Here is a 26,421-nt window from a genome sequence, read left to right on the forward strand (position 1 = left end):
TTATTATGCAAATAAAAATTGAAACACCATTAACAAGTGAAAAGGTAAAATCTTTAAAAAGCGGAGATACCGTTCTCATAACCGGAGAAATTTATACAGCCAGAGACGCGGCTCATAAAAGAATGATTGACGCCTTGAAAAGCGGAGAAAAACTCCCTTTTGAAATAGAAAATAAAATAATTTATTATGCTGGTCCAACGCCTGCAAAACCAGGTCAGGTTATTGGTTCGTGCGGTCCTACTACAAGCGGAAGAATGGACGCGTATGCTCCTGAATTGATAAAATTAGGTCTTACCGGGATGATAGGCAAGGGTGAAAGGTCAGACGATGTTGTTAATGCAATGAAAGAGTATGGAGCCGTATATTTCGGAGCTATAGGCGGTGCCGGCGCTTTAATAGCGAAAAGTATTAAAGCTGCAGAGATAATAGCTTATGAAGACCTTGGGACTGAGGCTGTCAGAAAACTTACTGTAGAGAACTTTCCTGCTATTGTTATTATAGATTCTAATGGTAAAAATTTATATCATGATAGATAATAAAAAATACCGGTATGAAAACCGGTATTTTTTTAATTTTTATCAAATATTTTATTCATCATATTTTTAATATTTTCTTTTCTTAAAGATGTTTCATCTCTGTCAATTGTTATATTAATTACATCGCCTTCACGGGCTTCGGGCGGAATCAATTCAATCGGCATATCTGCAAATCCTGAACCTTCATCAAATTCTACAACTGCAAAGTTTCCTTCAAATCTATCAATAATTATTTTCATTTAAAATATCTCCTTTAATATTCTCTGTATACATTATTGCCATCGCTTGCAAAAATTATTGTTCCGTCAGTATCAGTTCTGAATGTTTTTATACCCATATTGTTTAAAGTATTTAAAGTTTGTTCTGTAGGATGACCGTATTTATTATCTGCGCCGCAGGATATAACCGCAAACATCGGATTTACCTTGCTTAGAAACGCTTGCTGACTGGATGAAGAAGAACCATGATGTCCAATCTTAATGACGTTAGCCCAAAGAGATTCAATGTTATAGTTTGATAATATTTCATTTTCAGATTCAATCTCTGCGTCACCCATAAACAAAAACGCTGTGTTTCCAAATGCTATTCTTATTACGGCAGAATAATTGTTTAAATCTTTATATTCGTTATTGCTTGGAGCCAGTATAAAAGCTGACATTGTATCTTCATTGAATATTGTAACTCCGGATTTAGCTTCAACTACATTTATATTTTTCTCTATTATAGTGCTTAAGAATTGTTCATATGTTTTGGTAGTGGTTACGGCGTTTGGCATATATAATGTTCCGATTTCAAAATTGTTCAAAACTTCATTCATACCGCCAATATGGTCTGCGTGAGGATGAGTTGCAACCAAATAATCAATTTTATTATATCCTAAATTTTTTATAAAACTGCATATTTCTTTGCCGTATTTAGAAGTTGACGCGTCAATCAGCATTGTTTTTCCGTTAGGAAGCAAAACAAATTCGCTGTCACCTTGACCAATATTTAAATAATACACTTTTACAAACGAATTGCCAAGCGCAACATCGCTTGGCAACTCTTCATTGTTATTATTGACTGAATCCACATATGCTGTATTATCATTAGGAAAAGCTCTGTATAGTATTGCAGCAACTTCGCATCGTATTATAGGGTCTCCGCCTTGAAATGTTCCTTCTTGAGTACCTGTTATATAACCTTGTTTAACAGCTTCTGCTATATAAGGACGATCTTGTTTAGGAATGGTATTATAATCGTAAAACACATCTGATAACAAGCTGTCATCAACTGGATAATATTCGGAAAGGTCATAATTCATAACTTTCATTAAAGCAACTGTTACGTCCTCACGTGTAGCATTATCCCAAGGCTTGAAATACAGTCTTGAATCTCCCGGAGATGTGCTTTGGTATCCAGGCATTTGCTGAGTTATTGAATTGATATAAGGAAAAGACCAGTCATTAACATCAACGTCTGCATATGGGCTTGTGCGTTTTGTGGAAAGTTTAAGTCCGGACGCATTAACAAGCATTTTGGCATATTCACATCTGGCAACATAGTTCTGAGGTAAAAAAGTTCCGTCTCCATAACCGGAAATAATTCCGCGTGATTCAAGATTTGTTATGTAAGGCGCCGCCCAAAAGTCATCAGGCACATCATAAAACGATGTTGCATATGCTGAGAAACTGCCTAAACACATAAGTAACGTCAAAACTGCAATAGTGACAGACCATGTAACTCTTTTTCTTAACATTACAAATTCTCCTTTTTCGTTTAACAATATAAATATTATCTAAATACAATTTCAAGCAAGGATTATATCATTAGTCTTATTATTTGTCAAGTTTTACGGAAAAATGGAGCTATAATAAGACTATTAAATATTTTATATTATAATATGACTGATTCAACAAGACAAAAGTTCCTGTATCAGCCAAAATTATTTATTGCTGTTGCAAAAAATAACATATATAAACAAAGTAAAGTGTTATAAAAGAAAAAATTTAAGTTTGATATTTTTTGTTTTATACTTTGGTTATAGATAAAAGTATATTGTTTAGAAACAAATTAATTTTTAATTGTCTTTATTCTCATTATTTTATATAAGAATAAAATTAATTTCCGTACTCAATACTTATCTCGTTAAATATGTGCAGGTAATCATCAATACTTTTTTTGTTTTTTTCTTCTGATTTGACATCCATAACTATTTTACCTTCATGCATCATTATAGTTCTGTCTCCGTATGTCACAGCGTGTTTAAGATTATGAGTAACCATAAGAGTAGTAATATTTTTTTCATCTACTACTTTTTGCGTAAGATTCATAATGGTGTCGCTTGATTTGGGGTCAAGCGCCGCTGTATGTTCGTCCAAAAGCAGTAAATCAGGTTTTGATAATGTTGCCATAATCATTGACAGAGCTTGTCTCTGACCTCCTGAAAGAGAACCTGCCAATGTATCCAATCTGTTCTCAAGTCCCATACCCAATAATTCAAGCTGTTCTTTATAATATTTTTTGCGCTTATGATTTAAACCCCAAGATAACCCAAATGATTTTCCTTTGTTATCAGCTATTGACAGATTTTCTAAAATTGTCATAGAAGAGCAGGTGCCCATAGATGGATTTTGAAAAACTCTGCTTAAATATTTTGCACGCTGGTAATTTTTTTGTTTAACTATATTTTTACCGTTAATTACTATTTGTCCTGAATCGGCTTTAATATCACCGGAAATAAGATTCAGTATTGTTGTTTTACCGGAGCCGTTAGAGCCGATTATACATACAAATTCACCTCTGGGAACGCTGAGGTTAAAGTCATTAAATATTACTTTTTCATCAATTGTTCCCCGGTTAAATGTTTTTGAAATATTTTTAATTTCAAGCATCAGGTCTCACCCCAATTCCTTTGTCTCGTTTAAATAATATATTATTTATAATCAAAATAACTATAAATAGGACTGTAATAACCAGGTTGGTATCTGTTGCTATCAGGCCTGAAGCAATAGCGGCGTATGTTAAAGTCTTATATATTATCATTCCTATAATAACGCTGGTCGTGATTTTTAAAAACCTCATTTTCTTAAAAATAGTTGCTCCTATAATTACTGCAGCTAATCCCATAACTACCGTTCCTGTGCCGCCTCCAACAGAAAACTGTCTTGTATATTGGCAGTTTACGGCTCCTGCCAGTGCAACCAGACCGTTCGAAATAGCCAGTCCAAGAATTTTTATGTTTCCCGGATTTTTACCGAGGGTAACAACAAGACTTTCGTTATCACCAACGCTTCTTAAAAGAAATCCTGATTTTGTTCTGAGATACCAGTCAAGAAGAAGTTTTGATACTATAGTTATAAAAAACATAATAATAAGCTTGCTGTATAAGTTAATATGGGCTGGAAGCATACTTGAAAAACTGGAAAATATAGTATTGTCAGTCATACTTATAAAAACTGTTGATGAGCCGGCTATTCTGTAATTAATGGAATATAAGGCGGTCATAGTTAATATACCGCACAGCAGATTTTTAATTTTAAGCCCTACATTTAAAAATCCTGTAAATGCTCCTGCTGCACAGCCTGATAAAAATGCTAATATTAAACTTAGCCACGGATCTATTCCTGCGGCGGAAACCGTTATACATAAAGCGGCTCCAAGCGGAAAAGTACCGTCAACAGAAAGGTCAGGAAAATCTAAGATTTTATAGCTTATATATACTCCAACAGCCATGACACCATAAATAAATCCTTGCTCAAGTATGCTTGTAACTATACCAACCATATATTTATCTCCTAATTACTTTTTTTCAGCATTTTTCAAAATATCATCGGGAATTACTATATTCAAATTTGCTGCTGTTTCTTCATTAACTGCAATTTCGCTTTGATTAATTACCTCATATGGTATTGTGCTGATTTCTTCACCTTTTAATATTTTAGAGGCCATAATTCCGGCTTTTTTTCCGAGTTCTATATAATCAACACCTGCTGAGGCGAGACATCCGCCTGTCACTTGTCTGCTTTCGGAACCAAATATCGGTATATTGGCGGCATTAGCCTTTTCAAGCATAACAGGGAGATTATTTACAACGATGTTGTCTGTTAGATTAGATATGCAGTCAGCTTGTCCAAGAACAATATCTATCGCCTGAGAAATTTCTGATGCGTTGCTGATACCTTTTTCTATAATCTCAAAACCAAATTCACTGGCTTTTTCTTTATAAATGTTAAGAGTGCTTTGAGAGTTTGACTCATTTGTTGTATATATTATTCCTATTTTTTTTGCGTCAGGCAGAATTTTTCTTATTAATTCAAGCTGCTTTTCTACAGGCGGCTGGTCTGATACTCCTGTAATACCATCCATAGGTTCTGTTTCGCTTTTAGCTAAATTTGCTTTAACGGGATCAGATACAGCACCGAAAACCACCGGTATTTTATTTTCATAACAATAATTATATGATGTCATTGCCGATGGAGTAGCTATACCGAAAACTAGGTTAACTTTTGAGTTTACAAAATTTTGAACTATTTGTGTGTTTAATGAACTGTCACCCTGAGCGGATTTCTGAATGATTTCTAAGTTGTCGCCGGACACAAAACCTTCATTTGCAAGTCCTTCTATAAAGCCGGTTTTGCAGTCTTCTAATGTTGTATGGTCAGCATATTGTACTATTCCTATTTTATATTTATCTGATTGTTGTTTTTTTAAATCATTGCCGCCGAAATTTGAGCATCCGGTTATAAGAAGTATAGATATAATAAGTGCAGATAAAATAAACTTTTTTGAATTCATAAGCTGCTCCTCTCAAAAGTTAAGTATTAAATTTTCCATAATAAAAAACACCTTATTTATTAAGTATTCCAATTACATAAAAATACATTCTTAAATTTTATATTTAAAATTTTATGGCTAAAAACTTTTATTGTTTATTTGATTTTAAAAATATATTTAATTATTTTTTTACGTATAAAAATATTTTATTTTTTGGAGTATTTATAAATATTTATTAAATGTATAATTAAATCAATTTTAAAGTGTTTATGTCACATTTTATAGATAAAATATATGTGTATGTATTTTTTATTTATTTTCTACAAGAAGAATATATTTTTTTTGTCAACATTGCTTATTGATAAAAATAAATAACTGAGTTATTATAAGTTTGTAGATTTCATAATATATGCAGCCTCCCCGCTGCACAAAGACTGTGTCAAATTGGCGCGGTCTTTGTTTTATTTATATTTTAAATATTGATTGATTTTATATAATATAGATGTTATAATATTCTTTAATGCATTAATATTTTATTAAAAAAGAGAAAGGAGTTATGGCATATTTGTATGCCATATGTTTCAGGAATGAGATTTTATGAAATAGTTTTAATTGCTGTTGGTCTTGCTATGGATGCTTTTGCGGTTTCTGTCTGTAAAGGGCTTAAAATGAGTAAAGTTGACTATAAATATACTTTTATCATAGCATTATTTTTTGGAGTATTTCAAGCTGCAATGCCTATTATAGGCTGGTTTGCCGGAAAACAGTTTGAGGCTTACATAACCAGTGTCGATCATTGGATTGCTTTTATATTGCTGGCGTTTATAGGTGGTAAAATGATATACGAAGCAATAAAAAATGAAGGTGAAGGGTGCTGTGATTTAAAATACGATTTTAAAGAAATTACATTGCTTGCTTTTGCCACAAGTATTGACGCGCTGGCCGTAGGAATTTCATTTGCTTTTTTGCAGGTTGAAATATGGTCGGCGGCTTCATATATAGGTGTTATTACATTTATTCTTTCAATTATTGGAGTCTTAGTTGGAAATCGGTTTGGAGTTAAGTTTAAATCGAAAGCTGAGTTTGCAGGAGGAATAATTTTAGTTTTGATAGGTATAAAGATACTTTTAGAAGGTTTAGGAATATTGAGTTTTTAATTTAAAATAGATCGGTGGTAATGATGTGAAGGAACAATTGTATACAATTCCGGTGAATGAAGCGATTGATAAAAATGAAGAATGTTTATTCTGTACTTTAAATAAAAAGGTGGAAGAAGATATATTGAATTATATTTTGGGACCTTCATATATGGAAGAAGATATTAGGTCTGAAACCGACAAAATTGGTTTTTGTAAAAAGCATTATTCGCAAATGTATAAAGCGCAGAATCGTTTAGGTGTAGCTTTGATTTTAAGTACGCATATGAAAAATATCAGACAAAATTTGAATGAAATTTTTAAGGATGAATTAAATGAAACCAATCACACTATTAAAAAAAATCTGTTTAGAAAAAATGAGGAACAAACAAAATCTGTTGAATACATTTCTGAAATAGAAAATTCTTGTTACGCTTGTAAAAGAATGGAATCTCGAATGAATAGTTATATTGATACATTTTTTTATCTGTGGAAGAAGGAAGATGATTTTAGGGAAAAAATTTTAAACTCTAAAGGGTTTTGTCTTGAACATTTTAATATGATTATTAAAGAGGGAAAAAAGAAACTAAGTTCAGATAAATATAAAGATTTTTTGACCGTGTTGGTTCCGCTTGAACTTAAAAATTTGGATTTGCTTCAAGAAGATATAGATTGGTTTATACAAAAGTTTGATTATCGCTTTAAAGATGAACCATGGAAAAATTCAAAAGATGCACTTCAAAGAACAATATTAAAAGTTTCTTCGGAGAATGTTGAGGAATAGTCCGGATTAAAATCGTGAGGAAATACAATGGATATTATAGATATAATTATAAAGCAGAAAAATGGTATTGATCTTTCAGATTCAGAAATTGAATACTTGATTAACGGTTATACACAAGGGATAATACCTGATTATCAAATGTCTGCTTATTTAATGGCCTTGTGTTTTACCGGGGCAAATGAAAAAGTAATTTCAAAGATGACTATGTGTATGGCTAATTCGGGAGATATACTTAATCTTTCCGGTATCAGCGGAACAGTAGTGGACAAGCATTCAACCGGAGGAGTAGGAGACAAAACAACCTTAGTAGTAGGACCGTGCGTGGCAGCGTGCGGCGGCAAGGTGGCAAAAATGTCTGGACGTGGTCTTGGATATACGGGTGGAACAATAGATAAGCTAGAATCAATCAAAAATTTTAATACACAAATACCAGTTGAACGTTTTATAGATATAATTAATGAAATTGGTATTTCTATCGTTGGTCAGTTGAAAAATCTTGCCCCTGCCGATAAAAAAATATATTCATTGCGTGATGTTACAGGAACTGTTGATTGTATTCCGCTAATAGCGTCTAGTATAATGAGCAAGAAAATTGCATCCGGTGCAAATGCTATAGTATTAGATGTAAAATATGGCAGCGGTGCGTTTATGAAAACGTATAAAAACGCAAAAGAGCTTGCTGAAACTATGATAAAAATAGGAAATCAGAATGGTAAAAAGGTTAAAGCACTGCTTACAGATATGAATGAGCCTATAGGAAATACAGTTGGAAATTCACTTGAAGTGATAGAAGCTATACAGACTCTAAAAGGAAATGGACCAAAAGATTTTTTAGAACTTTGTATAGATATTTCAAGTGTAATGCTTCAGCTTGAATTTGTTGATAAATCGGTAGATGAATGCAGAAAGATGGCGCTGGGCAGTATTGAAAATGGAACGGCCCTGAATAAATTCAGAGAGTTGGTATTTATGCAAGACGGAGATGTAGAATGTATTGATGATACAAATAAATTTCCAAAATCAAAATATTCTTTAGAAGTAAAAGCTAATATGTCAGGTCAAATAACAAAGATGGATTCTGAAAAGATTGGTAAAACTGCATGTTTGTTAGGAGCAGGGAGACAAAGCTTGAATGATAAAATAAATCATTCAGCAGGAATTTTTATAAATAAAAAGACTGATAGTTATATTTCAAAGAGTGACGTATTAGCTGTTTTATACACGGATAAAAAAGAAATTTTAGATTTTACAAAAGAATATTATTTAGACAGCTTAACGATAGAATGATTATATTTTATGTAAATTGGATCGGAGGTAATATTGGTGAGAGTTGTAAATGCGAGTCAGATGAAACAGATAGAAAAAAACGCCAACGATATGGGAATAACATATTATCAAATGATGGAAAATGCGGGAATGTGCGTTGCTGATTTTGTACGTAAAAATATAAAAGATTTTGAAACGAAAATAATATTGATTCTAACAGGAACCGGAAATAATGGCGGAGACGGCTTTGTCGCTGCAAGAATAATAAAAAAGTTTGGTGGAAACCCACTAATTATGATGGTTGACGGACCTCCTAAAACTATAGATGCTATCAAAAACTTTAATAAAGCTAAAGATTGCGGAATAGAAATAATAACTTTTGAAAAAGATAAAAGTATTCCCATAATTTGGGGAAGTGACGCAATTATTGATGCCGTTTATGGAACAGGATTTCATGGTGAATTAAATGATAATATTAAATCATTATTTTCTGCAATTTCTGACAGCGATGCTATAAAATTTGCAATAGATATTCCGAGTGGAGTAGATTATTCGGGTGAAATTTCTGACGGCGCTTTCAAAGCTGATTTTACAATAGCATTAGATAGTTTGAAAAATGCTCATATGAAAGAAAATACTTTTGAAAACTGTGGAAGAGTAGTATGCGCTGACATTGGAATACCGGAAGAATGCCATAAAATATAATTTTATAAATAATTAATTATATATTTAAACGTAATAAAGTCAGTTTTAATTATTAAAACTCTGTTGCATATAAATTATTTTTTATAAATAATGTTAAAGAAAAATAAGATTGAATTAATTATAAAATTTGGCGATTATTCTTTAATAAAATAATTAATTCGTGTGATAAAAACGCTGCGCTTTAAAAAAGCGTGACGTTTTTTCTATTTATAAATAATTATAAATAAAAATTTTGTTTTCAATATATAATCAGTAACATTTGTATACTAAAAAATGAATAAAAGTATAATAAAAATATTTTTTAAATGATATTAAACGTTGTATGAAAGATCAATATATTATTTGAACAGCATATAAATATTATAAAATATCAATTCGTTTGACTTTAAATATATATAGTTTTAATTCTTGTAATTTTTTATAAGTTACTTTTAAAATATTTTAAATAGTTTTAATGTAATCTATAAGTTGTTAGGAGTATTTTATAGCATTCTTGACTTTTATTGCTTTAATTAATATAATATTATAATGAAATAAATTAAATTGAAAAGGAACTTAAAGATGAATAAAAGTTTTTATGAAAAAACCAGTCCTGAAAACGCAAACATTAATTCCAAAAGAATTATAAATTTTATAAATAGGTTAGAAAAAGAAGAAGTAGATATGCACAGCATATTGATAATGAGGGGAAATAAGCTGATTTGTGAAGCCTATTATAATCCATTTAATTCAAATACTCTTCATAGAATGTTTTCTGTCACCAAAAGTGTGGTATCAATGGCTATTGGTGCCCTAGCCGAAGACGGGGTTATAGATTTAGACGCTTCAATAACTAAATATTTTCCGGAATATGAACCTGAAGATGGATTTTATCCTTATCTTATTGAAACAACAATTCGCGATATGCTTTCTATGACAACGCCTCATAACGGAACAACATTTGATAAACACAGTAAAAATAATTGGACGGAATCATATTTTACAAAGAAGCCTACTCATAGACCGGGAACTATTTTTTCTTATGATACATCCGCCTCACATGTAATGGCAGCTTTGGTAGAAAAGTTAACGGGTTTGTCTTTGCTTGATTATCTGAGAACAAAAGGTTTGACAAAAGTTGGTTTTTCTAATGAATCTTATTGTATTACGGATGGGTGTGGTGTAAGTCAAGGCGGTTCAGGTATGATGGCGTATCCTAAGGATTTACTGCTTTTAGCTAAACTTGCAATTGATTATGGAAAGATTGATAATATTCAAATTTTACCTGAAAAATATTTAAGGGAAGCAACAAGTTATAAGGTTGCGAATTTTGTAAAGGGAAGTTTTTTAGCTGAAATGCAAGGATATGGATATCAATTTTGGATGACCAAAAATAATGGGTTCATGATGTATGGAATGGCAGGACAGTTGGCATTATGTTTTCCGGATAAAGATTTAATACTTGTCACAACAGCTGACACAACCGATAGAAAAGGCGGCGTACAACAAATAATAGACGCATTTTTTGATGAGGTGTATTCATATATAGACGAGGAAAACGAGTTTGATAAAGATTCATATTTAAAACTTTGTGAGATATCTGATAATTGCAGTCTCAAACCTCTTAAAAATAATATTTCAGTTGAGCTTGATAAGACATATGAGTTTTTTGATGATAATAGTTTAGAAATATCAAATGTTAGAATTATTACCAGCGTCAGCGGCGGAAAAATTATATTAGATAATACTTATGGCAGTCAGATTATAAAATTTGGATTTAATTCATTTTTGGACGGGAACTTCAGCCATTATGATTGCCCGTATATTGCTTCAGGATGCTGGGCAGATAAAAATACTCTTGTTGTTAAGGCTAATCTTATCGGAGAATGTATAGGAAAAGTTATAATGCAGTTTTCATTTAAAAAGGATGGAGCTGTTACAATATTTTCCAGAAAAACTGAAGAAATATTATTTAGTGAATATTCCGGTTTTGCTCAATCAAATTAGATTAATAATTCATACTGTGTTATTTTTATATTTGTATATTCTTAATTGACATGAATATTAATATGTAATATAATTACATTATGATACTTTTAAAAAGGAGCTAATTATGAAAAAAATATTTTGTAAAGTATTTTTTTGTTTTGTTATTATTGTTTTAAGTTCAATATTTTTGATGAGTTGTGGAAAAAGTGCCACAAATCCGGATAGAATAACAGACAATAATATTTCAGAAAATACCGAAAATATTGAAAAATATGATGGTGCAATAAATGACGGGACCAATACTGTTCTTAATAATGATGTTGTCGCTTCGGTTAACGGCGAAGAACTTAAAGCTAAAGATTTTGGATATTATATTTATAACAATGCTGTTATACAAATGTATAAAGAGGACAGTAATACCACAGAGGATGTTACAACATTTGATTGGTCTAAAACAAATAAAGATGGGAAAGCATTACGTGATGTAGTTGTTGAGAACGCAATAGAGGATGCGATAAACGATGTTGTGTTCAGACAGTCGGCTGAGAATTCCGGGTTTCTTATTTCCGGTGCTGAAAAAGAAGCCGAAGAGCTTGTAAATGGTTCAATTGAACGTCAGGGAGAAGAACAATTTAAAGTAAGCGCGAACTTAGTTGGTGTGAGCGATGCTGAAACGTATAAAAAAATTTATACTAATATTTCTGTTTTTGAAGGCGTTGCTGAAGACTTTCAGAATAATCCCGAAAAATATGTTACTGACATTTCCGTATTATCTAATTATATTGGCAATAAAGGCGCCTCTGTACAGCATGTGCTTATTTTAAACGATACAGATGACGCTTCTCAATTGTCTGAGAACGTTCTCCAAAAAGCCAAAAACGGTGAAGAGTTTGTGGAGCTTATGAAACAATATAATGATGATACCAGCGAAAAAGAATCCGGATATACATTTCCTGAGGGAGAAATGCTTCCATCGTTTGAAACCGCTGCTTTTTCTTTAAAAATAGGTGAAATAAGCGATATAGTTGAATCTGATTACGGTTTTCATATAATAAAGCGAATTGTTGGTGCATATGAGCTTCAAAATTTTTGGAGGTCGGAAGCAGATGTTCAAATATCTCCGAATTCTCTGCAAATGGTTAATTTTTACGATGTAATGGATATGATAAAAGAAGCTAAAGCAAAAAATGTTGATTAGATAGGTTAGAAAAATTTATATAAGGATGGTATATTATTATGGAAAACAAATCAAATAAAGTGTTGGTTGAAATGGAAAGCGGAGATTCTTTTGTTATTGAACTATACCCTGAGTTTGCGCCAAAAACTGTTGAAAATTTTAAAACACTTGTATCAAAAAAGTTTTATAACGGTTTAACTTTTCATAGGGTTATAGATGGGTTTATGGCACAGGGCGGCTGTCCAATCGGTAATGGAACAGGCGGAAGTGATGAAAACATAGTTGGAGAGTTCAAGCAGAATGGTTTTGTTGATAACACATTAAGTCATACAAGAGGTGTAGTTTCAATGGCCAGGTCCATGAGTCCTAATTCGGCTAGCAGTCAATTCTTTATATGTTATGATGATGCGTCTTTTTTAGACGGTCAATACGCTGCATTTGGAAAAGTAGTTGAAGGAATGGAAACAGTTGATAAGTTCCTTGAAACAGAAAGAGTAGGCGCGGAGGGCGGAACTCCGGTTACTCCTATAGTTATTAAAAGTATGAGTTTTGCCGAATAATATTATATAAGGTGATTTTGTGAAAATAAATGTACCTGAAGAAGTAAAAACTATAATAAAACGTTTGAATTCTCAAGGTTTTTCGGCGTATGTTGTAGGCGGATGTGTAAGGGATTCAATTCTTAACAGAAAACCACAGGACTGGGATATTTCAAGCTCCGCTAAGCCCGAACAAGTAAAAGAAATTTTTTATGATATGGGAGTTATAGAAACCGGAATAAAACATGGAACGGTATCTGTAATTATTAATCATAATCCGTATGAAGTTACAACATTTAGATGTGATGGTGAATATAAAGATAACAGAAGACCTGATACTGTTACTTTTGTGTCTGACATTGATATAGATTTATCCAGGAGAGATTTTACAATTAATGCGTTGGCTTGCGGCTGTGAAGATAGCAGTGAGGTTATAGATCTTTTTGGTGGAATTGAAGATATAAAAAATGGTATAGTTCGCTGTGTTGGAGAACCGGAAAAAAGATTTTCTGAAGATGCTCTGCGTATATTGCGGGCTCTTAGATTTGCTTCGGTTTTAGGATTTGATATTGATAACAAAACTTCAATAGCTATTCATAAGCAAAGGGACTTGCTCAAAAACATTTCCGTTGAAAGAATAATGTCTGAATTTAAACAGTTAGTTTGTGGCATCAATGCAGTGAGTATAATAAGAGAATTTAGAGATGTAATCGAAGTTTTTATACCCGAAATTACCGCTATGTTTGAATTTAATCAGAATACGCCGTATCATTGCTACGATGTTTGGGAACATACTTTGCACTCTGTCGAAATGATAGAACCGGAAGTTGATTTAAGATTTACAATGCTTTTTCATGATATTGGTAAACCAAAAGTTTATTCAGAAGAAATTTTAGAAAATGGTAATACTTTGGGTCATTTTTATGCACATGCAAAATATTCTGAGGAAATAGCTGCAAAGATATTAAATCGTCTTAAATCAGATAACCGTCTTTTGCATGATGTAAGAAACTTGGTAAGAATGCATGGCGATCAAATTCCATTATCAAAATCAGGTATAAAAAGAAAACTTAATAAAATAGGCGTAGAGTTATTTAGAAAATTATTGAAAGTAAAACGCGCCGATGTTTTGGCTCAGTCGCCTGGATTGGCTGATGAAAGAATAAAAGCTCTTAAAGATATTGAAATTTTATTTGATGAAATAATATCTGAAGAAGAATGTTTTAAAATAAAAGATTTAAAAATAAACGGCAAAGACCTAATTGAATTAGGTTTTTCAGGTTGTGAAATCGGCCAAACTTTAAAAATTATTTTAAATGCGGTAGTAGATGGGAAAATAGATAATGATAGGGATAAAATTCTTGAATTTATAAAAATGATTTAATCCGTTGTTTTATAATTTTCATATTTTGACTTGATTTTTATTTATATTTTATATATAATGTGTATCATGAAATTTTTATAAGATTTATGTTTAGTTGATAGATACATTTGGTTAGGAGTTTTATATATGAAAAAAAGGTATTCAATTGGTATAGATTATGGTTCTATGGCAGGGAAGTCCGTGTTAATTGATGTTGATACAGGCGACGAGATTGCTGTGTCAGTTTTTAACTATCCGCATTCGGTTATGACGGAATGTCTTCCTGATGGCAAAACAAAACTAGAAGATGGCTGGGCTCTGCATGACCCGCAGGATTATCTTGACGTATTGGCTTCAACTATACCAGCTTTGCTTAAAGAAACGGATATTAATCCGGCAGATATTATTGGAATAGGTGTTGATTTTGCTTCATCGACCGTCCTGCCGGTTAAAGAAGACGGAACTCCCATATGTTTTATGGAAGAGTATAAATCTGAACCTCATGCTTATGTTAAACTTTGGAAGCATCATGCGGCTCAAAAATATGCTGATAGTTTAAATAAATACGCTGAAAAAACAAATGAGGACTTTTTATTAAAATACGGCGGAAAATTTTCTTCAGAATGGTTAGTTCCAAAAATTTGGCAAATAGCAGAAGAAGCACCGCGCGTTTATGATGAAATGGACAAGTTTATAGGGGCTGCTGACTGGATAGTTTGGCAGCTCACAGGGATTGAACCGATAAATACTCAAGGAATAGAAAACACGCTGCCGTCAAAAGAGTTTTTAAAATCACTTAACCCAAAACTTGAGGATTTTGTTGATAAAAAATTTAAACGCAAAGTTTCTTCAATTGGTAAAAAGGCTGGTGAACTAAACCAATTTGCAGCTGGACTTACAGGTTTGAAGCAAGGAACAGCGGTTGCAGTCGGAAACATTAATACACAGGTATCACTTCCGGCCGTAGGGATAGCTGTTCCGTGCAAACTTCTTATGATAATCGGAAAGTCTGCTTGTGATATTGTTTTGGGGGAAGAAGAAAAAAATATTTCCGGTATTTACTGCGCCGATAAAAATAGTATTATTGACGGATATTATGGCTATGAGGCAATACAATCCGGCGTTGGCGAACATTTTGATTGGTTTGTAAAATCCAGTGTCCCCGAAAGTTATTATAGGGAAGCGAATGCTCTTGATATGAATATTCATCAACTGCTGCGCACTAAAGCAAGCAAACAAAGACCCGGCGAAAGCGGATTGCTTGCTTTGGATTGGTGGAATGGCAGCCGAAGCGTATTGATGGATAAAGATTTGTCCGGTGTAATGCTCGGATTAAACTTACAAACCAGACCCGAAGAAATTTATAGAGCATTGCTTGAAGCTACTGCTTATGGTGCTAGAATGATTTTAGATACTATTAGAGATGCTGGAATACCTGTTACAGAGCTTTATGCTGCCGGTGGAGTTGCTCAGAAAGACGCGTTTATAATGCAGATATATGCTGATGTAATGAATATGGACATAAAGATTGCCGGTTCTGTTCATACACCTGCTTTGGGTTCAGCAATGTCAGGTGCTGTCGCTGCCGGAAAAGAAAACGGCGGATATGACACCATTGAGGAATGTGCGAAAATATTAGGAAAAACAAAAGCTCATTATTATCGTCCAATACCTGAAAATGTTGAGACTTATAATGAGTTATATAAAGAATATAAGAAACTTCATAATTATTACGGTAAAGGCGGAAATGATGTCATGAAGCGTTTAAAAGATATAAAAATGGCATTAAAAAATTAAATGATTTTAAAAAGAGGTAAATCAAAATGTTAGAAGAACTAAAACAGAAAGTCTATGACGCTAATATGATGCTTCCGAAATATGGTTTGGTTACATTCACTTGGGGGAATGTTTCTGGAATAGACAGAGAGAAAAGTTTGGTAGTTATCAAACCGTCAGGTGTTGATTATGATAAGTTAAAGCCTGAGCATATGGTTGTGGTAGACTTAAATACCGGCAGGATTATTGACGGAAATTTAAAACCATCTTCTGATACAGCAACCCATCTTGAATTATATAAAGCTTTTAAAGGAATTGGTGGTGTTGTTCATACTCATTCGTCATATGCTACTTCGTGGGCACAGGCAGGCAGAGCAATCAGAGCTTACGGAACTACTCATGCAGATTATTTTTATGGAGATATTCCTTGTACTAGAGCTCTGACTAAGATGGAAATAGAGAACGACTATGAATTAAATACCGGGAAAGTTATTATTGAAACATTTGAGAATAAGGATCCGGAAGCTATTCCGGGGGTTTTAGTATTTAATCATGCTCCATTTTCGTGGGGGTTAGACCCAGCTGAAGCGGTTCATAATGCTGTAGTGTTGGAGGAAGTCGCCAAAATGGCTTTTCGCTGCGAGATAATAAACCATGATATTACTAGAATGGGTAAATATATTTTAGACAAGCATTATCATAGGAAACATGGCAAAAGTGCCTATTACGGACAAAATAATTAAACTTTACGGAGAATTTTATGGGTAAATTTATTGTGTTTGAAGGGCTTGACGGCTGCGGCAAGACTTCACAGATTGATATACTGGCAAGACGGCTAAAAGAAAAAGGTGAAAAAGTCTATGTTACGGCTGAGCCTACAAATTATGAAACCGGATTGTATTTAAGACGAATTTTGTCAGAAAGTTTGGAAAAAGATATATATTTGTTGGCTGCTTTATTCTTAGCGGATAGGATTGAGCATATAACGCATCCCGAAAAAGGTATAAAAAAGTATTTAGATGATGGTTACACAGTTATATGTGACAGATATTATTATTCATCTCTCGCTTATCAGGGGAAAAATCCAAATTGTAATTTTGAATGGATACTTAATTTGAATCTTAACTGTGAAAGATTGTTAACTCCTGACATTTGTTTGTTTCTTGACGTTAACCCATCAACATGCAAAGATAGAATTGATGTATCCAGGGATAATATAGAACTTTATGAGAAAAGCGTGGAAGAAATGAGTAACATAAGACGCGGTTTTTTGGACGTATTTTCTACGCTGAAAAAAGATTATAGTCAAAATATTATGATTATTGATGCTAATGGAAGCATTGATGATGTTGCAAAGGAGATATTAAAATATGTATAGAAGATTATTTACTTCTGAGTCTGTAACAGAGGGACACCCTGATAAAATATCTGATTTAATTTCAGACGCGATTTTAGACGCAATCCTTTTAAAGGATCCTAATGCCCGTGTGGCAGTTGAAGTTACTGTAACAACCGGACTGGTGCTTGTTGTTGGAGAGATTACGACTAAAACTTATGTTGATATAAAGAGTATTGTTCGTGAAACAATTCGCGAAGTTGGATATGACCGAGCTAAGTATGGGTTTGATTGTGATACCTGCGCTGTGCTTGTGGCTATTGACGAGCAGTCCGGTGATATTGCCCGGGGAGTTGATGACGACGGAGACGGAATTGGCGCTGGGGATCAGGGAATGATGTTTGGTTTTGCATGCGATGAAACCGATGAATATATGCCAATGCCTATATACTTATCACATAAATTGACAAGACAACTTACAATGGTAAGAAAAAAGAATGTTTTAGATTACTTGAGACCGGACGGAAAAGCGCAGGTTACTGTGGAATATAATGAGGATGGCTCTGTAAAAAGAGTTGACACTATTGTTGTTTCCACCCAGCACAATGAAACTGTTACACAAAAGCAGCTTCAGGATGATATCAAGGAGTTTGTAATAGATCCTATAATTGGTGACGATCTCAAGGACGAGAATACTATTATATATATAAATCCTACCGGAAGATTTGTTATTGGAGGCCCACAGGGCGACAGCGGACATACAGGAAGAAAAATAATAGTTGATACTTATGGAGGATATGCCAGCCACGGAGGAGGAGCCTTTTCAGGAAAAGACCCGACAAAAGTTGATAGAAGCGCCGCATATGCAGCTAGATATGTAGCTAAAAATGTGGTTGCAGCAGGTCTTGCAAAAGCATGTGAGGTACAATTAGCATATGCAATTGGCGTTAGCAAGCCTGTGTCTATTAGAGTTGACAGCCGAGGTACCGGTGTTATCAGTGACCAAGAAATAGAAGAAAAGATTTTAAAAGTTTTTGATTTGACTCCGGGCGGTATTATAAGAGATTTGAACTTAAAGCGTCCGATTTACAAGCAGACTGCTGCTTATGGACATTTCGGACGGAATGATTTGGACTTGCCATGGGAGAAGATTGACAAAGCGGAAGCTTTAAAGAATGCATAATAATATTACAAAGGAAGCGCATTCATGTTGCTTCCTTATTGTTTATATATTGATAGGAGAGTATTATGTCTTATGATGGGTTTGTTACACATAGTGTTGTTCATGAATTAAACGGTAAAATTTTAGGGGGTAAAATTGATAAAATATACCAGCCTGAAAGCGATGAAATAATAATTTCGGTCAGAACATTTGATGGGAATTACCGTTTATTATTATCAGCCAGCGCATCAAATGCCAGAGTGCATTTAACGACATCAAAACGTGAAAATCCAATGACGCCGCCTATGCTATGTATGCTAATGAGAAAGCACTTATTAGGCGGCAAAATTATCGGAATAGAACAAGTAGATTTTGATAGAATTATTAAAATTGATATAGAATGTTATAATGAACTTGGCGATTTAGGAGTTAAATCAATTATTTCTGAAATAATGGGCAGACACAGCAATATAATTTTTATTGATGAAAATAATAAAATTTTGGATAGTGCAAAACATGTGGATTTTACAGTGAGTGCAGTTCGCCAAATACTGCCGGGATTTGTTTATCAGCTTCCTCCAAAGCAGGAAAAGATGTCGCCTAAGGAGTTTTCTCTGCTTGATTTTATTAATGATTTTACTAAAGAAGATAAGGATATTTTGCTGGATAAGTTCCTGTTAGGTAAAATTATGGGTTTGAGTCCGCTTATTGCAAGGGAAATAGTATATAGATTTTCAAATCACACAAAAATCGCAAAAAGAGAAATTAATGATTATAAATTTGCTGCCACAGTGGATTTATTTCTTAAAGATATTGTTTCAGATAAGTATTCACCGTGTCTTGTTTTAGAAAAAGATACAGGAAAGCCGATGTATTTTTCATGTGTAGAATTAACTCAATATGAAAATGTTGCTGAAATTAATATATTAGATTCAATATCTGAGATAATTGATAAATATTATTTAACAAGGGCTTCTCAGGAGAGAATGAAGCAAAAAAGTGCAAATATTTTGAAATTAGTCCACAACAATATTGATAGATGCACTAAAAAGCTTGTTATGCATCGTGAAAATTTAGAAAAAGCGAAAAATAGAGATAAGTATAAAATTTGCGGAGATTTATTGACGGCAAATATGTATAGGGTAAAATTTGGTATGGATGAAGTCTGTGTGGAAAATTACTATGATAATAATTCTGAATTAAAAATAAAGCTTGATCCAAATATATCTCCTTCTCAAAATGCTCAGAAATACTATAAAAAATATAATAAAGCGAAAGTAACAGAAAAATATGCCGAAGAACAAATTGTAGGTGCTGAAGAAGAACTTGAGTATTTAGAAACTGTTCAGGAAAGTATATTAAAGGCAGAAAGCCCTAGAGACTTATCTGAAATAAAAGAAGAGTTGGCAGAACAAGGATATATCTCTAATACTGCTTCAAAGAAAAAGAAGAAAACTCAAAAATCTATGCCCATGAAGTTTATATCAAGCGATGGCTATGAGATTTTAGTAGGACGGAATAATAAGCAAAATGATGAAGTCACAATTCGTATGTCATATTCTACTGATATTTGGCTTCATACAAAAAATATTCCGGGTTCGCATACTTTAATTAGAACAAATGGTTCAGGCGAAGTACCGGATAGTACAATACTTGAAGCTGCTCAGCTAGCGGCATATTATAGTAAAGCTAAAAATTCGGCTCAGGTTCCTGTAGATTATACACAAATAAAGAATGTAAAAAAACCAAACGGTGCTAAACCGGGCTTTGTAATTTATGAAAAAAATAATACTGTTTATGTAACTCCAAAATTATTTGAAAAAGTTACAGAATAAATGTTTAAGTAAAATATTGTTTTTTTAGATAAAATATAAGTTTTTATGATAGTTAATAAGTAAACTTGTTATTTTAGTAATTATGAACGTATTTTTTTAGATTGAAAAATGTCTTTATTTAGTATAGTTTAAAAATGTCTTTTAACTATATATTTTTATTTGGATTAATGATCTAATTCAGCTTCCCAAATGGGAAGCTGATAATGTATTTGCCGAAATTTTTAATAATTAACTATTTTTTTCTTCATAGTATTTCTTTATTTCACCAGCTAAAAATAATGAACCTATAACACATAATAACTCATCTTTATGAAGTATTTTCACAACTTCATTAAATGCAGAAATTGGATTTGAATTAATATCTGAGACGATGTTATTTTTCATAAAAATATTCTTTATAGTACCTGAATCCAAACATCGCGGCATATTTATTTCTGTTGCAGTTATTTTTGATTTTTCTGAGATAGCATAATCAGAAATCAAATTAATAATTGATTCATAATCTTTATCAGACATAAAAGCAACTAAAAAATGAATTTTTTTATTCAGACTTTTTAAAGATTTTAAGAAAGAATTTATTGCCTGCGGATTATGTGCGCCGTCGACGATAATATTCGGTGCAATAAACTCAAATCTTCCTTCTATGTTTGCATGTTTTAAGCCATTTGTTATACAATCAGAAGAAATAGCATATCCTTGATTTAATAAACTATTGATAATTTCAATAGCTGTAACTGCATTATAAGTTTGAAATCTGCCATTTAATGTTAAATCATAGCGCGTTCCTTTATATTCAAAAGAATTTTTATAAGGTTCCGGAAGCGTTGGTAATTCCGGAATGATTAAATTAGAGTTTTTTTCTTGACATATTAATCTAATATTATCAAATACTTTTGATTCTTGAATAGGATATAAAACCACATCTGAATTTTTCTTAATTATCCCGGCTTTTTCTTTTGAAATTTCATCTATGGTATTGCCGAGATATTGACAATGGTCTAATCCAATTGCAGTAAACCCTACTACCAAAGGATTTTTAATAATATTTGTAGCGTCTAATTTACCTCCAAGGCCAACTTCAAGAATAACAAAATCACAGTTTTGTCTATTAAAATATTCAAACGCAACAGCAGTGTCAAAAGCGAACTCTGATACAAATGCGTCATATTTTTCTGTTATTTTTTTTACATATGACGCGATATCAGCTAAATCAGAATTGCTTATAGGTACACCATTAATTTTAATTCGTTCATTAAAGAATTTTAAAAATGGCGATGTAAATAATCCTGTTTTATAACCTGCTTCTGTCAGTATTTGTGAAACCATTGTACAGGTTGAGCCTTTGCCGTTTGTTCCTCCAATATGTATAAATTTTAAATTATCTTGAGGGTTTCCCATTTTGTTTAAAAGTTTTTCTAGCAGAGCATTACCCAAAATACGGTTAAATTTAGGAATACTATGTATATATTCTAATGTTTCTTTATAGTTCATATTATTCTGTCCTCCTGACAGAAACACCCTCGTTTTCAAGATAATTTTTTAAATCACAAATTTCTATTTCTCTAAAATGGAAAAGTGAAGCGGCAAGTGCAGCGTCAGCTTTGCCGTCAGTTAATGCATCTTTGAAATGTGACATGTTTCCGGCGCCGCCGGAGGCTATTACAGGAATTGAAACATTTTCAGATATAGTTTTTGTTAATTCTATATCGTAACCATTTTTGGTTCCATCACAATCCATAGAAGTTAATAGAATTTCTCCGGCACCTAAACTCTCAGCCTTTTTTGCCCACTCTAAAGCGTCAAGCCCGGTGTCTATACGACCGCCGTTTATATAAACATTCCAGCTTCCGTATTCATTTCTTTTTGCATCAATTGCAACTACAACGCATTGACTTCCAAATTTTTGGGCTGCCTCTGATATGAGTTGAGGATTTCGTATAGCAGATGAATTTATTGAAATTTTATCCGCACCTTGCAGCAGAAGTTCTCTGAAATCATCAACAGATTTAATTCCCCCTCCTACGGTAAATGGTATGAAAACAGTCTCGGCAACTTTTTTGGCCATTTCTATAACTGTTCCTCTAGCTTCATGCGTAGCGGTAATATCAAGAAAAACAAGTTCATCTGCGCCGGCTTCGTTATATATCTTTGCCACTTCAACAGGATCGCCGGCATCAATTAAATTAACAAAGTTAACTCCTTTTACAACTCTGCCGTTTTTTACGTCAAGACATGGTATGATTCGCTTTGCAAACATTTTATTTCTCCTTTTTATAAATTGCCAAAGTTCTTTAAAACTTTCAATCCTTCATTTCCACTTTTTTCAGGATGAAACTGTGTTGCAAAAATATTATTTTTATGCACAGCAATCGGAAGTTCAGTTCCATATTCAGTTACAGCGGATATAATTTCCTTATCTTTTGGATTAATATAATATGAATGAACAAAATACATATATGGTTCTTCACTTAATCCTTGAAAAATAGGACAGTTTTTGTCGTACTTTATTGAATTCCAGCCTATATGAGGAATTTTAAGGCTGCCCTGTTTTGAAATCTTGATACAATTTCCATCAAATATTTTGAGACCGGGTTCATTAGGTGATTCCTCACTTGTTTCAAATAAAAGCTGGAGCCCAAGGCATATTCCCAAAAAAGGTACGTTATTTTCTATAACTTGATGTATACACTGAGTTAGATAAGCTTTATTAATAGAATTCATACAGTCGCCGAAAGCACCGACGCCGGGAAGAATTACCTTGTCTGCAGAAATTATTTCATCCGGTTTTGAGGTTATTTTAGCTTTAAATCCCAAAAATTCCAAAGCTTTTTCTACAGACCGAAGATTGCCGGCTCCATAATCAATAATCGCTATCATCGTGATCTCCTTAAAGTTTTGTCAATATAATATGAATTCAATTATACTATTTTATAATAATTATTTCAAGAGTAATTGAGAAAAATATTGCTGTAATTTTACATAATTCGTTGACTTAAACAGTAAAATATTACTTGCCATATCATTTGGTTTGTAGTATAATGACAAAAGGTATAATTTACTATAATGACGTTTATTACTGAAATCAGGTGACAGAAAATGAAAGTATTATTTATGGGAACGCCGGATTTTGCGGTGCCTTGTCTTGAATCAATCATTAAAAGTGAAAATAATAATGTTATTGGAGTTGTAACACAGCCTGATAAACCAAAAGGAAGAGGTCATAAGCTTCAGCCTACACCTGTTAAAGCAAAAGCAGTTGAATATAATATACCTGTGTTTCAGCCGGAAACTTTAAAAAATAGAAGTTTTGAAGATGAATTAAAACAGCTGAATCCTGATATTATTGTTGTAGTAGCATATGGTCAGATATTACCTGAATATATTTTAAATTTTCCTAAGTTCGGCTGTATAAATGTTCATGCGTCATTGCTTCCTAAATACCGCGGTGCAGCGCCGATACAATGGAGCGTAATAAACGGAGACACAACAACCGGAGTTACTACAATGTATATGGCTAAATCCCTTGATACAGGGGATATGATACAAAAAGCTGAAATTCAAATAGGCGATGAAGAAACTGCCGGAGAACTTCACGATAGATTATCTCTTATAGGAGCAGATTTGATTGTTGAAACAATAAAAAAACTTTCTGAAGGCAAGGCGATCAGAGTACCTCAAAATGATTCACTATCGTCTTACGCTCCTATGCTTAATAAAGAAACCGGTCATATTGATTGGAATAAAAATTCTTCTGATATAATCAATTTAATCCGCGGAACAAATCCATGGCCAGGAGCTTTTACAAGTTATAAATCTGAAATAATGAAAATATATAAAGCATATAAAGGCAATACTAACACAGTTGGTAAACCCGGAGAAATAATAGGAATAAAAAATAAAAAAATAGAGGTTTGCTGCGGTAACTCAAGTTCAATATTAATTGATGAAATACAGTTTAAGGGCGGAAAACGTATGAATGTTTCAAGTTACTTAAACGGTCATAGTATAGATATCGGTGAAATTTTAAATTAGGAGGTAATTAAATGTATTTTGGTTTATTTGACCCTACAATGTATTTGCTGATTCCTGCAATTATATTAGCTTTATGGGCTCAAACAAAGGTTTCAAGTACCTTTAACAAATATTCAAAGATAGCAAATGCACGCGGTTTGACAGGTTCAGACGCGGCGAGAATGATATTAGACAAAAATGGTTTGTATTCGGTTAAAATTCAGCATATAAGCGGAAGTTTAACTGATAATTTTGACCCAAGAACCAATGTTGTAAATTTATCTGACGCAACTTATATGAGTAACAGTATAGGTGCAATAGGTGTTGCGGCACATGAATGCGGTCACGCCGTTCAATATGCAACCGGATATACTCCGATAAGAATTAGAAATGGAATTTTTCCAGTTGTAAGCATATGCAGTAAGCTTTCTATGCCAATTATTCTATTAGGATTTATACTTACAGCTTTCGGCGGTATGGCTCCTTTAATTGTGGATATTGGTATAATATTGTATTCAGCTACCGTTGTTTTTCAGCTTATTACTCTTCCGGTTGAGTTTAATGCCAGCAGCCGTGCTTTAAAAACTTTGGAATCATATCAAATGTTGGGTTCTGAAGAGATAAAAGGTGCTAAAAAAGTTTTATCGGCTGCCGCTATGACTTATGTTGCCGCAGCTTTTTCTGCGCTTATGACATTGCTGAGGCTTGTTTTGTTATCATCTAACAACAATAGAAGAGATTAGGAGTATTCATGAATTCAAGAGATATTTCATTGTCGATATTAAATAAATATGATTATGACAAGGCTTATGTTAATAAATTATTAGCAGATACTTTTAAAAATAAAAATATAGACAATAAAGATAAAGGTTTAATTAATGAACTGGTATTGGGAAGTATAGAAAATCGGTATTTGCTTGATTTTATAATTTCCCAATTTTCTAAAATTAAAATTAAAAAAATGTCTGTATCAGTAAGAAATATTCTTGAAATGGGAACTTATCAATTATTATTTCTTGATAAAATTCCTGATTCAGCTGTGTGTAATGAAAGTGTTAAGCTTGCAAAAAAATATGCAAATCGTTCGTCCGGTTTTATAAATGCAGTGTTGAGAAATATAAGCCGCAATAAATATAATATAAAATATCCTGATAAGACAGAAGATAAAATAGGGTATCTTTCTATATACTACTCATTTCCAAAATGGATAGTTGAAAAATTAGTTGACCAATTTGGATTTGAATTTTGCGAAGATATTTTAAAATCTTCGTTTAAAACATATTATCCGGCTATACGTGCAAATATATTGAAAGTGCCTAATGATGGAAATGGTAAAGTTAAAACTGACGAGTTTATTGATACTTTAAAATCTGAGAATATTAATATAATTCCTAATGAAGATATACAAAATTGTTTTTGGGTAAATGGAAAACTTGATATAAATAATTCTGAAAGCTATAAAAATGGTTTATATACAATTCAGAATCCTAGTTCACAATTAACGGCTATAACGTTAGACCCAAAACCGAATGAGATAATTATAGACGTATGTGCGGCACCCGGTGGAAAGACCACCCACATAGCTGAGCTTATGAAAAATAAGGGGCGCGTTTTGGCTTTTGATATTTATCAGCATAAAATTGATTTAATAAATAAGTCGGCAAATCGTCTTGGAATAGATATAATAGAAGCAGTTAAACATGATTCTTCTATATTTAAGCCCGAACTTGTTGAATATGCTGATAGAGTTTTAGTTGACGCTCCTTGTTCTGGGTTTGGCGTGATACATACTAAACCGGATATTAAGTGGCATAGAAATGAGAATGATATTAAAGAATTAATAAAAATACAGGAAAAAATTCTTTCCGTTTCGTCAAAATATGTTAAAAAAGGCGGTACATTGGTATACAGTACTTGTACAATTTTGAAAGATGAAAATGAAATTCAGATTTCAAAGTTTCTTTCAGAAAATAGAGACTATAAATTGATTTCAGAGAAAAGATTGTTTACTCATATTGACGGAGGAAGCGGTTTTTATATTGCTAAATTAAAGAGGATTTAGAGGCTTAATA

The 26,421-nt window shown here is 32.7% G+C and carries 25 protein-coding genes; 17 read left to right on the plus strand and 8 right to left on the minus strand.

The window, feature by feature from the left end; genetic code table 11:
- Positions 1-5 precede the first annotated feature (5 nt).
- A complete protein-coding gene (locus B9O19_RS00480; protein ID WP_102364632.1) occupies positions 6-536 on the plus strand; it encodes a Fe-S-containing hydro-lyase in 531 nt (176 codons plus the stop codon).
- Between the two features lie 32 nt (positions 537-568).
- Here B9O19_RS00480 and B9O19_RS00485 read toward each other — a convergent pair whose 3' ends face one another.
- From B9O19_RS00485 to B9O19_RS00505, 5 genes are all read right to left on the minus strand, one after another.
- Complete coding sequence (locus B9O19_RS00485; RefSeq protein ID WP_102364633.1) at positions 569-775, minus strand: DUF3006 domain-containing protein; 207 nt, start codon at positions 773-775, stop codon at positions 569-571.
- 14 nt (positions 776-789) lie between these two features.
- On the minus strand, positions 790-2,274 hold the full coding sequence (locus B9O19_RS00490; protein WP_102364634.1) for an S-layer homology domain-containing protein: 1,485 nt from the start codon (positions 2,272-2,274) through the stop codon (positions 790-792).
- A gap of 361 nt (positions 2,275-2,635) precedes the next feature.
- Positions 2,636-3,409, minus strand: a complete 774-nt coding sequence (locus B9O19_RS00495) for an ABC transporter ATP-binding protein (protein WP_102364635.1) — start codon at positions 3,407-3,409, stop codon at positions 2,636-2,638.
- A complete protein-coding gene (locus B9O19_RS00500) occupies positions 3,402-4,301 on the minus strand; it encodes an ABC transporter permease (RefSeq protein ID WP_102364636.1) in 900 nt (299 codons plus the stop codon). The genes B9O19_RS00495 and B9O19_RS00500 overlap by 8 nt, the downstream gene beginning before the upstream one ends.
- 15 nt (positions 4,302-4,316) lie before the next feature.
- Positions 4,317-5,312 (minus strand): ABC transporter substrate-binding protein, encoded by a 996-nt coding sequence (locus B9O19_RS00505; RefSeq protein WP_102364637.1) that lies wholly within the window; start codon positions 5,310-5,312, stop codon positions 4,317-4,319.
- Positions 5,313-5,860: 548 nt separating this feature from the next.
- Here B9O19_RS00505 and B9O19_RS00510 point away from each other — a divergent pair.
- From B9O19_RS00510 to B9O19_RS00570, 13 genes are all read left to right on the plus strand, one after another.
- Complete coding sequence (locus B9O19_RS00510; RefSeq protein WP_245862969.1) at positions 5,861-6,448, plus strand: manganese efflux pump MntP; 588 nt, start codon at positions 5,861-5,863, stop codon at positions 6,446-6,448.
- Between the two features lie 25 nt (positions 6,449-6,473).
- Complete coding sequence (locus B9O19_RS00515; protein WP_102364638.1) at positions 6,474-7,211, plus strand: DUF6062 family protein; 738 nt, start codon at positions 6,474-6,476, stop codon at positions 7,209-7,211.
- 27 nt (positions 7,212-7,238) lie between these two features.
- Entirely contained in the window at positions 7,239-8,498 is a 1,260-nt protein-coding gene (locus tag B9O19_RS00520) for a thymidine phosphorylase (RefSeq protein WP_102364639.1), read from the plus strand.
- Between the two features lie 36 nt (positions 8,499-8,534).
- Entirely contained in the window at positions 8,535-9,182 is a 648-nt protein-coding gene (locus B9O19_RS00525) for an NAD(P)H-hydrate epimerase (RefSeq protein WP_102364640.1), read from the plus strand.
- A 561-nt stretch (positions 9,183-9,743) separates the two neighbouring features.
- On the plus strand, positions 9,744-11,168 hold the full coding sequence (locus B9O19_RS00530; RefSeq protein ID WP_102364641.1) for a serine hydrolase domain-containing protein: 1,425 nt from the start codon (positions 9,744-9,746) through the stop codon (positions 11,166-11,168).
- 106 nt (positions 11,169-11,274) lie between these two features.
- Positions 11,275-12,348, plus strand: coding sequence for a peptidylprolyl isomerase (locus tag B9O19_RS00535; protein WP_102364642.1), 1,074 nt, complete (start codon positions 11,275-11,277; stop codon positions 12,346-12,348).
- A gap of 38 nt (positions 12,349-12,386) precedes the next feature.
- Complete coding sequence (locus B9O19_RS00540; protein ID WP_102364643.1) at positions 12,387-12,887, plus strand: peptidylprolyl isomerase; 501 nt, start codon at positions 12,387-12,389, stop codon at positions 12,885-12,887.
- A 19-nt stretch (positions 12,888-12,906) separates the two neighbouring features.
- Positions 12,907-14,250, plus strand: a complete 1,344-nt coding sequence (locus B9O19_RS00545) for a CCA tRNA nucleotidyltransferase (RefSeq protein WP_102364644.1) — start codon at positions 12,907-12,909, stop codon at positions 14,248-14,250.
- 126 nt (positions 14,251-14,376) lie between these two features.
- Complete coding sequence (araB, locus tag B9O19_RS00550) at positions 14,377-16,026, plus strand: ribulokinase (RefSeq protein WP_102364645.1); 1,650 nt, start codon at positions 14,377-14,379, stop codon at positions 16,024-16,026.
- 26 nt (positions 16,027-16,052) lie between these two features.
- Entirely contained in the window at positions 16,053-16,748 is a 696-nt protein-coding gene (gene araD, locus B9O19_RS00555; RefSeq protein ID WP_102364646.1) for an L-ribulose-5-phosphate 4-epimerase, read from the plus strand.
- Between the two features lie 17 nt (positions 16,749-16,765).
- Positions 16,766-17,383 (plus strand): dTMP kinase, encoded by a 618-nt coding sequence (tmk, locus tag B9O19_RS00560; protein ID WP_102364647.1) that lies wholly within the window; start codon positions 16,766-16,768, stop codon positions 17,381-17,383.
- Positions 17,376-18,524, plus strand: coding sequence for a methionine adenosyltransferase (metK, locus tag B9O19_RS00565; protein ID WP_102364648.1), 1,149 nt, complete (start codon positions 17,376-17,378; stop codon positions 18,522-18,524). Before tmk ends, metK begins: the two co-directional genes overlap by 8 nt.
- A 65-nt stretch (positions 18,525-18,589) precedes the next feature.
- Positions 18,590-20,338, plus strand: a complete 1,749-nt coding sequence (locus tag B9O19_RS00570) for an Rqc2 family fibronectin-binding protein (protein WP_102364649.1) — start codon at positions 18,590-18,592, stop codon at positions 20,336-20,338.
- 228 nt (positions 20,339-20,566) lie between these two features.
- Here the strand turns inward: B9O19_RS00570 and B9O19_RS00575 are convergent, their stop codons facing one another.
- Genes B9O19_RS00575 through hisH form a run of 3 tightly spaced genes read right to left on the minus strand, consistent with a single transcriptional unit; the run spans position 20,567 to position 23,215 of the window.
- Entirely contained in the window at positions 20,567-21,829 is a 1,263-nt protein-coding gene (locus B9O19_RS00575) for a bifunctional folylpolyglutamate synthase/dihydrofolate synthase (protein WP_102364650.1), read from the minus strand.
- A gap of 1 nt (position 21,830) precedes the next feature.
- Entirely contained in the window at positions 21,831-22,595 is a 765-nt protein-coding gene (gene hisF, locus B9O19_RS00580; protein WP_102364651.1) for an imidazole glycerol phosphate synthase subunit HisF, read from the minus strand.
- A gap of 14 nt (positions 22,596-22,609) precedes the next feature.
- A complete protein-coding gene (hisH, locus tag B9O19_RS00585; protein ID WP_102364652.1) occupies positions 22,610-23,215 on the minus strand; it encodes an imidazole glycerol phosphate synthase subunit HisH in 606 nt (201 codons plus the stop codon).
- Positions 23,216-23,434: 219 nt separating this feature from the next.
- Here hisH and fmt point away from each other — a divergent pair, with 219 nt between their 5' ends.
- The 3 genes from fmt to rsmB are packed head-to-tail and all read left to right on the plus strand — an operon-like array spanning position 23,435 to position 26,411.
- Positions 23,435-24,370, plus strand: coding sequence for a methionyl-tRNA formyltransferase (gene fmt, locus B9O19_RS00590; RefSeq protein WP_102364653.1), 936 nt, complete (start codon positions 23,435-23,437; stop codon positions 24,368-24,370).
- A gap of 11 nt (positions 24,371-24,381) precedes the next feature.
- Entirely contained in the window at positions 24,382-25,092 is a 711-nt protein-coding gene (locus B9O19_RS00595; RefSeq protein ID WP_102364654.1) for a zinc metallopeptidase, read from the plus strand.
- Positions 25,093-25,100: 8 nt separating this feature from the next.
- On the plus strand, positions 25,101-26,411 hold the full coding sequence (rsmB, locus tag B9O19_RS00600) for a 16S rRNA (cytosine(967)-C(5))-methyltransferase RsmB (RefSeq protein ID WP_102364655.1): 1,311 nt from the start codon (positions 25,101-25,103) through the stop codon (positions 26,409-26,411).
- Positions 26,412-26,421 lie beyond the last annotated feature (10 nt).

The organism is Monoglobus pectinilyticus, assembly GCF_002874775.1.
Lineage (GTDB): Bacteria > Bacillota > Clostridia > Monoglobales > Monoglobaceae > Monoglobus > Monoglobus pectinilyticus.